Consider the following 13,685-nt stretch of genomic DNA (forward strand, 5'->3'; position numbering starts at 1 on the left):
ATAAGATATAGGATGATAAGAGGGTATAGATACCTATTCCTTACATAGCGTTCCTTGTTCTCATGAGAACAAGGAACGCTATGTAAGGAATAGGTATCTATACCCTCTTATCATCCTATATCTTATCTATGTACTAGACCTCTTGTTAGGTTATGTAGTATTTCCACTTAGCCTACTTGTAGTTTTCGCCACTACGTATTGTTGATGTCTTTCTCTACCTGCGACTAAGTATGACAAACCGAACCGTCACCCTTGATTAGAGATTTAAAATTTTGTGTGGGTTATTGGAAATATTCGATCGCCTCCCCTCACGGATGTTTCCAGATAAGCCATGACACTACTTGCCGTAGATAAATGAAATCCCAAAAGCTGAACAGAAAATTTAATTTCTAATTTCATCTTTTGGGATTCTGACAACAGCAACTTCTAATTTTATTGGAACAAATTTATGCTGAAGATGGCTTAAATTTTAGTTATACTACCTTGCTTAATCTCAAATCTTTGGTACGCTCTAATTGTCTCTTTATCGTTATCGCCAAGTATGGAACGGGCATAGTCTAGGTAATCAAAGGGGTCAATATTTGAATTGTTTATGCAAGCTTTTAGGTATGCTCCTCTAAATTTGTGGTAGGTCATTTCCTCAATAATTGCCCACTCCTTAGCACGTTCATTTAACACTTTTGACCAACGCCTATTAACTCTTTCAGTCTCTTCTGTTGACTCAAACCGCTTATCATTTCTCTCTAAAAACTCCATACCAGCCAACACTAAATCAGCCGATAATAGAGTAGGGATAGTAAATTCAAAAGCCCTCAACTTCTGCCCTTCTAATTTCCTACTTTTCCCTTTTAATTGACCTTTGAAACCTAACTCGTAATCCCCCAATTTTCTAAACTCCGCTGATAGGTGAACTTCTGCCATCCTCCTACCTGTAGCCAATGCAATAGAGCAAGAAACATCGCGCCATTCTACATCTAACAAAGTTGCTCCATTGGCTACTTGTGTAAGCACTTCCTTAGCCTTAGATAAGTATGGGGAAAAATCAAGAGGGAGTCTGTTTTCTGCTGTTGAACGAGTCTCAACAATTTCCCGGTAACGAGTGTTTTGTCTTTCCTTGTAAGTGCTGAACAAAAAACTTAGAGCATTACCAAAATGAGTAATGATTGTGCAAACTGGGTTGTAATTACCTTTGTCTGAAAGCTCGGTTTTAGCGGCTTTCTTTAGCTCTTTCTTTAATGCCGTAATCTGCCTTAATGCTGCTCCATATTCCTTCTCATCTTCTGGTCTATCGTCCGGGTAATTTGCCTTTAATAGCGCCGCTTCCTTAGTGGCTAAATCTTTCCAACCTGTCAACCCTTTAGACTTTACACCTTTCTCTCTTTGAGTCCGATTGTATGGCGCTAGGGCTTCAAATTTAGGGAGCAGTTCAGACACTCGAAAATCGATAAAATTATTAATTAATTCGGTTCGGGTTTTTAATTCCATAAAAATCCCTTAGTCACTCTAAACATACATTTAGTATAACCAAGGAACAGGATAAATAGTGATTTTAATCGACAAAGATTGATTCGCAAATTTAACTTTTCAATCAAGAAACTAGCTTAATTGTTAAAGGTAATTGCTTGACAGCCTGTAAATTTTTTGGTGGATTACCATCTTTAATCTGTGGGTAATCATGGTGGGTTGGATGCTTACACAATTTATCATTTATGGCTCCAGTAGCCAAAGCAATATAGCGATTATCCATTAACTCAAGCCACTGATAAAACTGCTCTTTCTTCCCATCTGGCAAATGTTTAGTTGTTGTGTTGATATAATGTCGTGCTGCATCATTTAATAGCAATGCCACAAAACAATTACGGTAATAACCATCAACACCCAAAGCACGAACATTATACGAGTGGTTCATCCCTACAAAATTAATGTATTTTTTTCTGCCTCCAGTCCCAAAACTCCTGTAAGTATTTTGTACAAATTCCACTGCATCTTTACCAGCAGTTTTTTTACCTTCTTTATCAGCAACTAATGTTTCTATTGCGTCTAAAGTTTCTGCCATTTCATCAAAGAAAATAATCAATCTGTTGGTCTTAGTTCCTGGTTTCCGGCTGTCGTATTCATCCTTTAACAGTTTGAATTGCTCATAAATTTCCAACGGACTATCAATCACTTTTACCCCTGCATCATCCCAAGATGTTGAGTGATGTATGTCCATTGCTAACAACATCGCACCATGAGGGTCTATCAAATCGTCTACGGCTTTCTGAGATAGTTCCTGAGTAATTATTGAATTGGCAACGTATAGAGCGCCTGTAGACTTAGCACTTCCGGGTTCACCAATTATTAGATAACCTAAGTTTTTCGCTGTGGTATCTTCTACATTAATCAGTGATTTCTCGATAACCTCTCTACTAGCCAGTGCTTTCTCTTTGCTAGTACGCTTATCAATGGTGAAAGTTATTTTCCCGTTTCTAGTGGTGAAAGTTGGTACTCTTTCAATCATTAAAAACCCTGGTAATTGTTCGCAGGTTTTCTTTAAATGCAGGGATTCAAAAGTGCTGATAGGGCGTAATTCGATGGATATTACTTTGCCGTCGTGTTTCTCTTCTTTCCTCAAAAATTCGGTTTTGATGTCAGCTTCAATTAACAACCGTTGAACAGTTTCGACAATATAATCACCGTCTGACTTCTCAGCAAATAACATCACATGATACTCGGCTAATTGTCCTTTTAGGCTGGAAATTTCAGCCAAGTAAACCTGTTCATTGAGTGACAACTGGGTAATGGTTGTTTGAGCCTCTTTGAGTTTTTCGGTTTCCTCCAGTAACTTTTTCTCAACATCTAGATTGATTGCTTTGACCCTAACTTCTAAGTCCTGTCCCTTAACTTCCAGTTCCCTATCTGTTATCGCCTGGTTGATTTCCTTGACATTCAATTGCTGCTCATACTCCTTAAGCTGTTGCTCCTTAGCTTGGACTTTTTGAGCATAGGCAGAAGCCTCAGCCACTCGTTGAGCAGCGATTTCTTTTGCTTCATTGGCTATTATTTGATATTGCTCAAATTGCTCTTGTAAGGCAACTATAGCTGAGTCGTGTTCAGATTTAAGTTGCTCTTTCTCCTCTTCTGCCTGTTTCAAAATAAGTTGTTTGTCACCGTCCAATTGTTGCATCAATTTATTGATTTCTTGCTGTTTTCTGGCAACTTCTAAGCGATATTTTTCCTCAAGCTTGCCGCGTTCATCGCTGCTATCAAGTTGGAGTTCTGTCAGTTCTTCCAGATGGGCGCTACGGAGAGATTCTATTTCGTTGGTTAGTTCGTTAATCCTGTCGCGTAACTTTGCCTCTCTAGTGCCATGCTCCTCTAGGAGTTTTTGCGCTTGACCTGCGTTCAGTTGCTCTAGCCAGTCCTTCTCCCCTTGCAGCTTGGCAACCGTATCGTGTAACGCGAGTAATTCTTTGCGGCGGTTATCCTCTAACTCCTTCTGGGTTGGCACTTTGGCACAAAGATAAATGCTATTCGGTAGTCCGGTCGCAATGCCTAGCCAAGTAACAGGACTGATTCTGTGACTAGCACCAAAGAGAAATAACCCGAAACTGGCTAGATTTGCACAATACAAAACCTTTAAACGCCTATCCATAAGCCCACTAACACCCCCATAGTAATGAACATTAGTTCACCCAAATCTCTACCTCTTTTTAGGTAGTAGATAGCGGCAATTGTGGAGATATTCACTAATGCCAATAGACTAAAATAAGCGAATTCTCCTAGCTGTGAATTGTTGCGAAATACGGCTAACAACTGACAGAATAAGCCAGTGAGTAAGCTTGCCATCATACATTCGATTGCTACTCTGTTAGTCTCCATCTGCGTTTAGTAATCCTAAAGTTTGTTGCTCCATCAAATGCCCCGATGCAGGGGAATTTACGCCAAATTTCAATTTAAAGAAAGCTGACTTTTGTTCTAAAACCAACCGACTAGCAGCTAGGTCAATTTGTGCTGACTGCTGCTGGTTTGAATGTGTTTGAGCCTCGATCTGAGTCATGGTTATATGATGCTGTTCGTGCATTTTGGCCCGTTCTTCCCTAGCCTGAAATGCTTTAATCTCAGCTTGTAGGGCTTTAGCTTCAGCTTGAATTCGCTGCATTAAAAGCCCCACATTAGCGGGGTGTGTGTCCATCTCATTAACCTCCTAACCTTGGAACATTCATTGCGGGTGCATTGCCGAATTTAAGCTGAAAATATTCTTTGGCTTCTGCTAAACTTTGCTGACGTTCTGCCAACTGTAAAAGCATTGTTTCTGCATCTACAGCCAGCATTTTTTTATTCACACCAGTTGCAAACTTTTCAAAGGAAAGCTGGTCTTTAGCTTGGGTAAGTTTTTCCTCTTGGATATCGTTTTGAGTTTTAGACAGTTCATAACCAAGCTTGGCTTTTCTGATAGTTTCCTCACTCTTTTTGACATCCCATTTTGAAGCTTCAAACTCGTTCAGCTTGATAGTTTTCTTGTTCTTCAGGGTGTCAATGTCAATCCCTCTAATTTCTTGTTCGAGGGTTTCCTTTTGCATCTCATATTGATGCTTTGTAAGTCTTGCTGGCATTTTTTACCTACCTAAAAAAATGTAGAAAGCAAAGCGGTAGCAGCACCAATTGCCGCCCCTTCTAACAGTTGGGTGAGGAAAGGTTTCGATTCTGGCTGAGTATTATTGTTAATGTCGCTGGTGTTAGTGTTGCTGTTTTCGGCTGAACTGTTAGAGGAATTAGTTAGTGAGTTATTCACATTAATTGTGATGTGAATATCCCCAGTATTTTCATCCCGTTTAAGACTGTGTTTCATCTTTTCTCACCCTTGAAATATTCATCCACAAACCGTCTAGCTGCTGTATCTTTGCGTCGAATAAAGGTTTTATGATTTTGCACTTCCTGTTCTTTCTGTTGAATCAGTTCATCGCGCTTTTTAATCTCGGAATTAAGCTCATTGATTCGCTGTGCGTGGCTTATATTCTGAGTTGCAAGTCCAGCGTTGTAAGCGATAATTAGCGCACAAGCTGAGATTCCTAAGCCAATCATTAAGATAGGTTTGTCCACATTAAATCACCTCATTTCTTGACGTAATTAAGGTAGATGTATTGCCTTATATGGGAACGGTTAATGATGATTGTGTTACCCACATAAAGCAATAAAATTGTGATTGCAGATGTGGCTATGAGGTAGATTCTGAATTGCTCGACACCCCAACTACTGCATGATCGAATATTTCCTCGCTGGATGGCAGTAATTTTTCTGTTGATAACCCAACAGAGGGCAGTGATAAAAAACTTTCTTTCACTGTTGAAAACTCAACGTTAATAGCTTTTCTTGCGTCCTGAACTTTGGTTTTAGCTTTAGCGTTAAGCTTCCAATTTCCGCCTAAAACTTTATCAATTGCCCTATTAACCGCTTCGGATACAATACCTTCTGCTATCCGATCGCTCATATCCTCCGTTAATTCCTCCAGTTGGCTTTGAGTGTCGGAATCTTCTGAGGTGTCAGCATTGGTCGGTTGCTGGTTAACAGTCGAGGCATAGCGTTTAACGGCACTGGCAACGGTTACACGGTTGTCATTCTGGAGGATAGCTGTAACTGCGTCGATCGCGTCTTGCGTCGGGTTTATGCCGTGTCGTTTCAGTTCTGAGGGGATTTGGGAAAACTTGGTGGTAGCCATGATTTACACTCCTGAATTCTGGGAAAACTGCAACAGTAAATACTCAGCGCAACGCTGAGGAGGCATTGACTGATTGCGTAAGGTGAAAAACTTCTCAAGCACTTGGAACGACTGGAGCGAGTAACCCTCCTCATAACAACCCTTGTCGAATATCGACGCGGGTAAGGTTTCGCGTAGCAATCGTGTGGCACGTTTGAGCGTCGAGGGACTGACTTTAAGTTGCTTAAGCAGTTCCTTGGTTGATAGATAGACTGTGGGCGTTAACGTTGTCTCCATAAGCTTTGCGAGGATTGACTGGACTTGGTTTGACTTACCTGTGAGCTTGGCTTGAGCTTGGCTTGGTTGGAGCAAGGGTAGGGCGCAAGTAGTTCCGAAGTAGGTCAGTCAGAGGGTTTAAAAATGCTGGACTAACCAGCGTGTGAGGTTTTGAAGCATAATTAGGTTGCCTCTTGGTAGTTTCTTGAGGTAGAGCCAGTGGAGACTTTGAGCGGTTGCCACTGGCTTTTTGACTGCTTGAGGATAAGCAGCTGGAATTTACTATAACATAGATAGAATAGCTTAGACTAAAATGAGATAGCATAAAGTTAGTAAATCTATTTCGGTATGATTTGAGATGTCGATCGCTAGCACTAACGAGACTTTGGGTAAAACAAAACTTAGGAAGGTCGGAGCCTACATCGACCATGACCTATACGCTGATTTTGAAAAGCTGGCAAAAGTTGAGATGAGAAGTATCTCAAGCATGACTCAGGTTGCTATTAAGGAAATTGTCGATAAAGCCAAAGCAGACGGAAAACTTTAAATTTTTTATGACCAACTCAAACGGAAGTCCCATCGAGCAACGCTTAACCGAAATACAATCTCGCGTCGAAGGTATGGACAGAGAATTTTCCCATCGGACAAACATCATCCTTGATGAAGTACTGGTACTAACTCAACAGATGGAAGCCCTAACCGGACAAGTTGACCAACTGACGGGACGGGTTGACCAACTGACAACCCAGGTTGACCGCCTGACGCTAAGAGTTGACCGACTCGCACAAACCCAGGAAGTGGCCCAAGCCAACATCAGTCAGTTGGCGATGATGATGGTTGATTTTGTTCAAAACGCAGAAGCAGACCGGACACAGATGCGAGAAATGCAAGCTGACATCAGAGGAATCCAGACGGAAAACCAGCGAATCTTAAACCACTTGTTTGGTCAACAGGGGTAACTTATTGAGGACTACCAGCTTACTTGTCCTGGCATACATAGTTCTATATCTTTTCATCTCCCCTCTTAAGAACCTTAAGGGTCTCAGAAAAGGCGAAACGATATAAAAGCATTTTGAACCGTCTGGAGAGGTCTAAAAATGGAGCTAAAGTTGTACCCCCTGCTCTCGTGGAAAGCCCAGAAAAATTTCACCAAACGGAAATTCCGCTATGGAAAGGAAGTTGAGTACAAGCCTCACGGGGTTGTCATCAGGCAGCTTAAACAAAAAACTGGGATGGATGCTGGTGAAATTTACGAGCAATTGCGTAAAGAGAGAGCATTCTTGCTCAAGTCAATGGGGATTTTGTAAAGCTCTCAGGTAAGAAGAAGTTCACAAAAATAAAACCGCAAAAATGCCAGAGTTGCTTACAAGGTCGCTGACTTTTTGCAGTTGAATTCGTTTTTTATTTCACATAGAACTAGCCAAATATGTCTACTTCTAACACAATTTTAGACTTTATCACCATAAAAAAAATAGCAGAGTTACTATTAACGCTGCCGTCTGAACAATTACTCTTGTCAGCAGAAACAATGGAGCAGGTTGAACACTGGATTAGGTATCGTGACAACTCCTGTGCCATAGCGTCAACACTAGTTGCTAGGTTTTTGTCTCAGGACTATCTCTTAATTCGACTTAAAAAAGCAGGGAGGATTTCTCGTAGAGGTATTGAAGGTATTTGGTCAAAGACTTTATTTGTTGAACAGCTATGGGGACTAATACAAGCCACAGCACCTTTTGTAGAGGATGACTTTAGAAAACAAAAAATAGACTATCCTTTCAATTCGGCTTTTGAATTGTTCCAAGATATTCTGTCTTGCGAAGTAAACGCTAATTTCTCTTTATGCTTTAGCCCTTACCAGGAATTTTCTGCTGATAAGTATGAAAAAAATCTACGGAACGCTGGCAAGTTAGTAACTGGTGAAAATTTTAAATATCCAGTACAAAAAAAGCTTGACCAATTTACTAGCCAGTTACCTGAGAGTCCATTAATGACTTTTGTTTTGGCTGTAGCTCATCAAAAATCATCTCGGAACGGATACGTCAAGGCAGCGTTAGAAGATTTCTACACGCACTGCAAACGAATGTGGGACGCAGAAGCGACAATGTGGCACAACCGTAAATCATATCGCTGGAACAAAGGACACAAACAGTATGGAAAAGTTGGAGGTTACTCAAATGACCCTTAACATTACTTCACAATTTAACCCAACCTCTGTAGAGCCTAAAAAAACCGGACAAAGCGTTATACGCTAAAGAAAAAGCGCCGCTTGTCTAGATTTGGGGTTTAAACTTATCCCCAGACAACTAGTGACGCTAAATATACTTATAGTATTTGTGTACTATCGCACGTTAGTTCCCCCAGGAACTTGCAACCTAAAAAAATCCCGGCTTAACGTTTTCGGGCGCACCAACGCCCACCAACATCTCCCCAGGAAACTAACATTTTAATGTCTGTTTACATTTTGCCTGACTTTTGAGTTGTTGAAAAACGGAAAACTGGGGAATCCAAGTAGAGGAAACCCCTATGAAGAAAAAAGCGAATGATTCTCATCTTACGCCAAGATCGGCAATGAGAGAAGGAAGGAAGGAAAATATTCATCCGTGTCCAAACTGTTTAGGAACAGATGTTATTTTTATTGCTACACAAAATTTAATTCACGAAGGCAAGCTTGTTTGTGGGGACTGCGGTCGCTTCATTAAGTGGACTCCCAAACGTGCCAATCAGGTCAAACAGCTAGACACACAGAAATTAATTGCTCAGTTGCTAGCGAGTGGCACTGGGTTATCGAAATGGGAAGTTTGTTTTCTCTGGTCGGTCAAGGGGCAGAAAAAATTAAGTCCCAAACAGCGTGAAACCTTAAACAAGATTGCCAATGGGAGGAAACTGTAATGACTACCATCTCCCCCCGACACAGGCAAGAATGGCTAGACTCTGGGATCGATGAGGAAATTATAGCTTTAAACCTCAAATCGCCAGAGAACCCTTACGACTACCTCTGTTACAGTCCAAAACTAGAGCGAACAAATACAGGTAGATTAGCTTTCAAACACCTTAATGCTTACGAAAATTTGAGGCTTGGTGGTTGGTGGTGTAATGGGGTTGACCCTTTCAATAATTGGGAGCCAATGCAATGGGGATGCTGCAAACCAGATAAACCCAGAGCCAATTCTGATGAAAAACCCATAAAATATGAACATCCCCCAAAAGAACCTACTAGAGCATTTTTCTTACAAGTTCCTAACAGGATATGGCAGAAAATCAGCCAAATCTTTAACGTTCCAATCAAAGAAACTGACACTAATTTTTGGCAGTGGGTTTTAGATAACTATGGAATCCCGATTTACATTTGTGAAGGAGTAAAGAAAGCAGCTGCTTTGCTCAGTTTAGGAATTCCTGCTATTGCTTTACCAGGAATATTTTCTGGGTATCGCACACAGAAAAATGAAGAGGGCAGAAAAATTGGAGAGGATAAATTAATTCCCGAATTAGAAATTTTTGCACAGGAAGGGCGAAAAGTTATCTTCACCTTCGATAGAGATACCAAGCAAAAAACTCAACGTCAAGTCAATATCGCCACTACTCAAACAGCTAGATTGTTCCTGAAGAAAAAAGCTCAAGTATCTGTCTTCACTTGGGATTCCAGTTTGGGTAAAGGAGTAGATGACGTTATTGTAAATTTGGGTGAAACTGCATTTCACGAACTGCTAAAAACTAATACTTCCAGTTTTGATATTTGGCAAACCAAGCAGTTATCTGAATTAACTTATCCCATATCTTTAAACATTAATGATAAATACTTTGGCGATTTCAAATATCCACAGGATAAGAACTTCATTTGCTTAGTGGGTGAAAAAGGCACTGGTAAAACAGAGAACGTCAGCAAAAATGCTAAACCTCATTTAGATGATGGAGGGAAAATATTAAACCCTACCCACAGAATACAACTAGGAGAGGAATCTGCTAATAGACTAGGAATTCATTATGTTTCAGAGAAAGATTCTGATACTTATGGAATCAACGGTATTGCAATATGCGTAAACTCTCTGCATCAATTTGGACAAGGAAAATTTAATCCAGAAGAATGGGTAGGAGCTTGGATATTTATTGATGAATGTGAGCAGGTATTCTGGACTCTACTTTCCAGTAATCTTTGCAAAGAGTACAGAGTAGCGATTTTAAATAATCTCAAAGAGGCGATTAAGATTGCTCTTAGTACTGGTGGGAAAGTAATCTTATCCGATGCTGATTTGTCAGATATTAGTATTGATTACGTTCAGTCATTATTTGGATATCAGCTAAATCCTTGGATAGTCAAAAACCACTACAAACCCGCCAAAGGTCGGAGAGCTTTCAACTATTTAGGTAAAACTCCTGCTGCATTGGTAGCAGCATTATGTAAAGAAGTTGAGAAAGGAAACAAATGTTATGTTTATACTTCAGCACAAAAAACTAAAAGCAAATGGGGGACTAAGAACTTAGAAAAACTCTTACTTAGCAAATTTCCTTACCTTAGAATTCTTAGAATAGATGCTGAATCAATAGCAGATCCCGAACATCCTGCTTATAGCACCATTACCAGATTAAATGATGTGATGGTTGAGTTTGACGTGGTAATTGCTTCTCCTACTTTAGAGACTGGAGTATCAATAACAATTAACCACTTTGATTCAGTTTGGGGAATTTTCCAGGGAATTCAACCAGAAAATTCTGCACGACAAGCTTTGGGGCGCGTTCGTTCTCACGTTGATAGACATATATGGTGTAGTAAAACTGGTTTTGGACGGATAGCTGGTGGTTCAATATCACAGAAAGAGCTTATTTATAATCAACAAAAATCTGCTCAAGTTAATCTCAGCTTACTTGCTCAGGCAGATTTTAGTGAGGATTTGAATTTAGATTTTCAACCAGAATCCCTCAAGACTTGGGCAAAGATGGCAGCAAAAATTAACTTAGGGATGAAGAGTTACCGGGAAACTATTCTTGAGGGATTAAGGGGTGAAGGATACCAGGTTATCGACATAGATAATGCTGATTTACCTGAGTCTAAAGAAGTTGAAAGCGAGGTTAAAAACGCCAAAGAGGAAAACTATTTAGAAGAACGCCAAAAAGTTGCAGCGATAGCATCTCCAGATAATATAAGGTTTCAGCAGTTGGAGGAATCCAAGGCGAAAACCGAAAGCGATCGCCTTCAGTACCGCAAGGGACAGTTGGAGCGGCGCTACTGTTGCGATGAGTCCAACCCAGTCACAGAGGAGTTAGTCAAATTAGATGACGGTGGATGGTTCAAACAAATACAGATTGATTATTTCTTTGGTGACGGTCGTCAGTTCTTACCAGACCGGGATAAGCATAGGGCAGAGTCTCTGATTAAGTACAGCGATCGACAAGTTTTTCTCCCTGATTTCAACCGTTCTCAGTTAGGGGCAGCAATTCAAGTACTAGAGAAACTAAGTTTTAAAAAACTACTGGATAAAACACAGACCAGTTCTTATGATTCCGAGTTAATCGAGTGGACAAACCAAGTCAGACTCTATCGGGGTGAGGTTAAGCGACATCTGGGGATAACCGTTCAAGATTCAGATAGTCCGGTTGCAATCGCTCAGAAATTTCTGGGACTGATTGGGTTCAAGCTTCCTTGCTTAGGGAAGAAAGGCAGCAGGGGAAAACAGATTCGATTTTATGGGAAAGCGGCGGCTAACTTTGTCAGGGATGATGCAGGGGAACTGGTCATCTGTGACGGGGTAGCCATCCCGTTACCCGATGGTCGGGAGAAGATTTTCGCTCGTTGGCTTGAGCGTGATTCTGAGTTGGCAGCTAAGGAAGCATCTGCCAGTTGCGCCGCTCGATCTACTAATGGGGAGTTAGGAGCCGATAATATTCTTTCTTCGGAGGTAGCCACCCCCTATAAATATATAAATACTATTGAGGGTGGCTACGGTCGGGGGGGGGTGGCTACCGAGTCAGAATCTCAGGCAGAAGAGTTAGCTGTTGATTTGTCGGCGGGAGAATCCAAGTTGGAACAGTTGGCAGAGAAGTTGGCGGCGGTAAACGATTTTGTACAGATTCGAGATTTAGTAGAGCAGTTTGGATTTGAGCGATGTGATGATGCGACTGCTTTTGTGGGTTGGGAGCATAAGCGGCGGGTGATGGATTTGCTCAGGGCAGTGCAGTTGGAGCCAAACCAGCAAGGATTCAAGCCAGAAAATTTCATCGGTAGATCGGTTAGGCAGATCGCGTCCAAATTTAACAGCGTAGTGTCAGGCAAACTGATTGGAGAAATTAAAGCTGTTGTTGGGGGCTTTCTTGAACTGTTAACTGGAGAGCGAATACCTTTAGCAGAAATAGAGCAGGGATACTACTCGCTGGAGTGAAGGAAAGCCCAACTTCAGGGGAATGCTCTTAATTAGTAAGTTGTGACTAAGTTTCTGTTTTGTATGGGAGAGGGTGAGTATTGGTGTCGTCATAGCGCAATTTACCGACATCTTCAGCCACCGGAGATAACATCGCTAAGGTCGCCGCTGCTCCCAACACCTGCTCATCAGTCACTTCCAAATATCTCTGAAGTTGCTCTAAGTTCCTATGCCCGGAAAGTTCCTGAATTACCCGCAACGGAATCCCAGCGTTACTCATCTGGGTTAACGCAGTCCGTCTAAAGCTATGAGTGGAAGCCCCAATTATTCCTACTTTTTGGCAAGCTTGCCTGAAAATTCTAGCGGCTGAATCGTGACTGATATGCCCATTCGATCGACCGGGGAATAAATAAGGATTGCCAGCCTGAGAGTAATAGTTCGAGAGCGATCGCCTTAAATCTTCAATCACTGGAATCGATCTGGTTGCCAGTTTCCCTTTCGTGTTGGATTTCCTGATAATTAGCTGTGGCCTGACTACTCCAGATGGGGCGTAAACATCAGCAGTTAACAGGGTGACAGCTTCCCGGATACGACAGGCAGAAAACAAGCATACAGCAAATAAAACTTTGTCCCGGTCGTTGTCCAACCCATGATTAAAAATTCGCTGTATCTCTTCTGTTCTAAGAATTTTAGCTTTGCCGTGTCGGTTTATTTTCATCTTTACTGTCTACTCTGTAAATCACAGAATACAGATAAAAATAATACCTTTCTCTACTTTTGTTTGATGTTTTCTTAGGAAGTTGTAGAAATTGAATTAATATTTTATTAACGCCGAGACAGAGTGTTAGTAGCACTCTGCCCCGACTTCCAACCCAATCGAGTTAGCCGATTAGGAGGCATATTATATGATACAAGACGGAAATCGCCTTTCCCTGGAGGATGAGGCAGAACTAGCCTTATCTTTACTTCAGATTCACGATTTTCTAGAGAGGCTGAAATCGCTTCATAAATTTTTCAAATTTTCCTCAACGCACATAATAGAGATTTTTCGTTCCGATCCAGATGCGTATGAAAATTTAGATACGTTGCTCTATATGTTTTTCGGAGACAACGAAATGATTCTTGATGAGCTTCTTCACAATATAGAGAAAGCCAGAAAATTGATGCAGCCCAAAAAACATTCCTAATTAAATTGTGCTTAAGAATCACAAAAAATAATGGGTCTTCCGGCATCATGGGGTAAAATGTAGTTAGCACTACATTTTACCCGAAAAGGACGATGGATTTTCATCTAGATACCTTATTAAACTTACCAAACGTTACAGTTTTCACTGCTTATGAAAAAGAAGGATTCTTCATTTTAAAATTAGAGTTGTTAAACG

The 13,685-nt window shown here is 41.0% G+C and carries 16 protein-coding genes; 7 read left to right on the forward strand and 9 right to left on the reverse strand.

Annotated elements, in window-relative coordinates; translation table 11 throughout:
• Positions 1-462: 462 nt before the first annotated feature.
• The 8 genes from IQ264_RS27430 to IQ264_RS27465 all read right to left on the reverse strand — a co-directional run bounded on the left by IQ264_RS27430 (position 463) and on the right by IQ264_RS27465 (position 5,698).
• Complete coding sequence (locus IQ264_RS27430; protein ID WP_193984909.1) at positions 463-1,485, reverse strand: protelomerase family protein; 1,023 nt, start codon at positions 1,483-1,485, stop codon at positions 463-465.
• Positions 1,486-1,588: 103 nt separating this feature from the next.
• Positions 1,589-3,634, reverse strand: a complete 2,046-nt coding sequence (locus tag IQ264_RS27435) for a hypothetical protein (RefSeq protein WP_193984940.1) — start codon at positions 3,632-3,634, stop codon at positions 1,589-1,591.
• Entirely contained in the window at positions 3,619-3,861 is a 243-nt protein-coding gene (locus tag IQ264_RS27440) for a hypothetical protein (RefSeq protein ID WP_193984911.1), read from the reverse strand. Before IQ264_RS27440 ends, IQ264_RS27435 begins: the two co-directional genes overlap by 16 nt.
• Entirely contained in the window at positions 3,851-4,174 is a 324-nt protein-coding gene (locus tag IQ264_RS27445; protein WP_193984913.1) for a hypothetical protein, read from the reverse strand. The genes IQ264_RS27440 and IQ264_RS27445 overlap by 11 nt, the downstream gene beginning before the upstream one ends.
• A 4-nt stretch (positions 4,175-4,178) precedes the next feature.
• On the reverse strand, positions 4,179-4,595 hold the full coding sequence (locus IQ264_RS27450; protein WP_193984915.1) for a hypothetical protein: 417 nt from the start codon (positions 4,593-4,595) through the stop codon (positions 4,179-4,181).
• Positions 4,596-4,606: 11 nt separating this feature from the next.
• Positions 4,607-4,831, reverse strand: coding sequence for a hypothetical protein (locus IQ264_RS27455; RefSeq protein WP_193984917.1), 225 nt, complete (start codon positions 4,829-4,831; stop codon positions 4,607-4,609).
• Positions 4,828-5,082 carry a hypothetical protein gene (locus IQ264_RS27460; protein ID WP_193984919.1) on the reverse strand — a complete coding sequence of 85 codons (255 nt, stop codon included), beginning with the start codon at positions 5,080-5,082 and terminating at the stop codon, positions 4,828-4,830. Before IQ264_RS27460 ends, IQ264_RS27455 begins: the two co-directional genes overlap by 4 nt.
• A gap of 115 nt (positions 5,083-5,197) precedes the next feature.
• Positions 5,198-5,698 (reverse strand): hypothetical protein, encoded by a 501-nt coding sequence (locus IQ264_RS27465; RefSeq protein ID WP_193984921.1) that lies wholly within the window; start codon positions 5,696-5,698, stop codon positions 5,198-5,200.
• 640 nt (positions 5,699-6,338) lie between these two features.
• On the opposite strand from IQ264_RS27465, the gene IQ264_RS27470 reads away from it, so the two are divergent.
• From IQ264_RS27470 to IQ264_RS27495, 6 genes are all read left to right on the forward strand, one after another.
• Positions 6,339-6,500, forward strand: coding sequence for a hypothetical protein (locus IQ264_RS27470; RefSeq protein ID WP_193984924.1), 162 nt, complete (start codon positions 6,339-6,341; stop codon positions 6,498-6,500).
• Positions 6,501-6,507: 7 nt separating this feature from the next.
• The gene (locus IQ264_RS27475; RefSeq protein WP_193984926.1) at positions 6,508-6,912 is read left to right on the forward strand and encodes a hypothetical protein; all 405 of its coding nucleotides are present in this window, start codon (positions 6,508-6,510) and stop codon (positions 6,910-6,912) included.
• A gap of 138 nt (positions 6,913-7,050) precedes the next feature.
• Positions 7,051-7,260: a hypothetical protein gene (locus IQ264_RS27480; protein WP_193984928.1), complete on the forward strand. Its 210-nt coding sequence runs from the start codon at positions 7,051-7,053 to the stop codon at positions 7,258-7,260.
• 119 nt (positions 7,261-7,379) lie between these two features.
• Positions 7,380-8,138, forward strand: a complete 759-nt coding sequence (locus IQ264_RS27485; protein WP_193984930.1) for a hypothetical protein — start codon at positions 7,380-7,382, stop codon at positions 8,136-8,138.
• 338 nt (positions 8,139-8,476) lie between these two features.
• On the forward strand, positions 8,477-8,842 hold the full coding sequence (locus IQ264_RS27490; RefSeq protein WP_193984932.1) for a hypothetical protein: 366 nt from the start codon (positions 8,477-8,479) through the stop codon (positions 8,840-8,842).
• A complete protein-coding gene (locus IQ264_RS27495; protein WP_193984934.1) occupies positions 8,842-12,324 on the forward strand; it encodes a plasmid replication protein, CyRepA1 family in 3,483 nt (1,160 codons plus the stop codon). Before IQ264_RS27490 ends, IQ264_RS27495 begins: the two co-directional genes overlap by 1 nt.
• A gap of 46 nt (positions 12,325-12,370) precedes the next feature.
• Here the strand turns inward: IQ264_RS27495 and IQ264_RS27500 are convergent, their stop codons facing one another.
• The gene (locus IQ264_RS27500) at positions 12,371-13,021 is read right to left on the reverse strand and encodes a tyrosine-type recombinase/integrase (RefSeq protein ID WP_193984936.1); all 651 of its coding nucleotides are present in this window, start codon (positions 13,019-13,021) and stop codon (positions 12,371-12,373) included.
• A 187-nt stretch (positions 13,022-13,208) separates the two neighbouring features.
• On the opposite strand from IQ264_RS27500, the gene IQ264_RS27505 reads away from it, so the two are divergent.
• A complete protein-coding gene (locus IQ264_RS27505) occupies positions 13,209-13,490 on the forward strand; it encodes a hypothetical protein (protein ID WP_193984938.1) in 282 nt (93 codons plus the stop codon).
• Positions 13,491-13,685 lie beyond the last annotated feature (195 nt).

Source organism: [Phormidium] sp. LEGE 05292 (assembly GCF_015207735.1).
Classification (GTDB): Bacteria; Cyanobacteriota; Cyanobacteriia; order Cyanobacteriales; family Aerosakkonemataceae; genus Floridanema.